2 protein-coding genes are annotated in these 1,957 nt (G+C 62.9%); one reads left to right on the top strand and one right to left on the bottom strand.

What is annotated here, in order from left to right; genetic code table 11:
* Positions 1 to 377, top strand: a 377-nt coding sequence (locus AACS18_RS06970) for a substrate binding domain-containing protein (protein ID WP_258228878.1), incomplete at its 5' end; no start/stop codon positions are given.
* A 1-nt stretch (position 378) separates the two neighbouring features.
* On the opposite strand, the gene AACS18_RS06965 is transcribed toward AACS18_RS06970, so the two are convergent.
* Complete coding sequence (locus AACS18_RS06965; RefSeq protein WP_100654445.1) at positions 379 to 1,806, bottom strand: PTS transporter subunit EIIC; 1,428 nt, start codon at positions 1,804 to 1,806, stop codon at positions 379 to 381.
* Positions 1,807 to 1,957 lie beyond the last annotated feature (151 nt).

Here is a 1,957-nt window from a genome sequence, read left to right as displayed (position 1 = left end):
ATCTGGTGGCGGCGCCCGCCTATCTGGCGGCCCACGGCATGCCGCAACAGCTGAGCGAGCTGGGTCGTTATGCCTGTCTGGTGCACTCGGCCATGCCGGTGTGGCCATTGCAGGAGGGGGGCTGGCGGCCACAGGGGGCCTGTGTCAGCAACAGCTTGCTGGCGCTGCGGGAGATGGCGCTTCATGACGGGGGGATTGCCCTGTTGCCCCACCATGTCTGTGAAGGGGATTTGGCGGCGGGGCGGCTGCAGAAGGTGTTGCCGGATCAGCCCATTCCGGCCAACCCGTTTTACCTTATCTATCCGAGTCGGGAGCATCTGGCCCCCGCTCTGCGCACCCTGATGGATTTCGTGGCCGAGCGGTTGCCGTTTGCCTGAGTTACCAGCTGCTCTGGCTGGCCGACTCCTGATTGGGTTTGAGGCCGAGGGGGACCGACTGGCGCTCCGCCAGCATGCGGATCTGCCCTTCAATCAGGCTGGCGCTGGGGCCCAGCACCAGCACCAGCTGGTGGTCGTTGAGCTGGATCCAGGAGAGGCAGCCGAGGCCCAGCAGGCGAGATTCATCCACCAGTGAAATATCGCGCACCCGCAGGCTGAGGCGGGTGATACAGACACTCATCGCCACCAGATTGTCCATCCCGCCCAGCACCTTGAGGTACTGGATCGCCAGCATCTGCGGGTCTGAGGGGGCAACGCTGGCAAGGCGCGGATGCTCCACTGCGATGGGCTTGCTCGGCATACTGAGGGGGGCACGCTCCAGCAGCTGATAGAACAGCAGGGTGTAGGCAACGAAGAACAGGATACCGACCGGAATGAGCCAGAAGCTGTGCTCCCCTGCCTGATAGCTCAGCACCAGATCCAGCAGACCGGCGGAGAAGTAACTGCCCACCTTGATCCCCAGCCCGCTACAGACAGCGAGCGATAGCCCGGTTAACAGGGCGTGGGCGAGAAACAGCCAGGGGGCGGTAAAGGCGAACAGAAATTCGATAGGCTCTGTGATACCCACCAGTGCCGAGGTGAGCGCCAGGGTGAGCAGCAGCCCGCCCTGCGGCAGCCGCTGCATCCGCTGGCGGTGCAGCCAGATGGCAAAACAGGCGCCCGGCAGGCCGAACATGATGATGGGGTAAAGACCGGCCACATACCCTTCATGAAGGGGTTGGGCGGTGGCCAGCGCCTGCAGGTTGCTCTCGCCAAGGCCGATGACGCTGCCCAATACCTGATGGAGCCCGAGCGGGATTAGCAAGCGGTTGAGGGTGCCGTAGCAGAAGGCGCCAAACGGCGTGGTAAGCAGCTCGGAGGTGAGCAGGGTCAGCCCGCGCTCCAGCGGCGGCCACAGCAGCGAAAGGGGGATGGCGATCAGCAGACAAGCCAAGGCCGACACCAGCAGGCTGGGAAACTCCCCCTTGGCGATCTGCAGCCAGCGGGGCAGTGTTTGCTGGTGAACCCAGGGATAGATGATGGCAGTGGTGAGCCCCGCCAGCAGACCGCAGATCATGTCGGCGTGCAGGTTGGGGGCCAGCGTATTGAAGGCGGTACTGAGCAGCAGGAAGTTGACCGCACCCGCCAGCGTCTGTCCGCCCAGCTCCTGCCGACTCAGGCCAAAGGCGATCGCCACCGCATAGATAAGCGGCATCTGGCTGAAGATCGCCTGACCGGTGAGGGAGAGCACCGCCAAATCGAGCACGTCGGGTTGCCCAAGCCGGTAGATCAGCGCCGCCATCGGCAGGATGGAGACGGGCAGCAGCAGGGCATAACCGAGCCGCTGCAGGGCTTGAGTAACGACTTGTCGAGTGGCTTTAACGGGCATACAGCGGCTACGTTCTGTGACTTGGCGCACAGTTTAACCGGAAAACACCTATTTGGGGATAGTTTTGGAACCCCTAATTTATATTTTTATTATTTCTGCCCGAAAAGCTCGCGCACTTCCCGCGAGGGCGGTGCCGTCAGCAGGCTGATCG

Origin of the sequence: Aeromonas sp. HMWF015 (genome assembly GCF_963878965.1) — a bacterium.
Classification (GTDB): Bacteria; Pseudomonadota; Gammaproteobacteria; order Enterobacterales; family Aeromonadaceae; genus Aeromonas; species Aeromonas veronii.
The sequence above is the reverse complement of the archived record's forward strand: the minus strand, read 5'-3'. Positions and strand labels throughout refer to the sequence as shown.

Bases quoted from the DNA above. Each gene is read 5' to 3' on its own strand.
- AACS18_RS06965 (WP_100654445.1), bottom strand. From the start codon at position 1,806: ATGCCCGTTAAAGCCACTCGACAAGTCGTTACTCAAGCCCTGCAGCGG.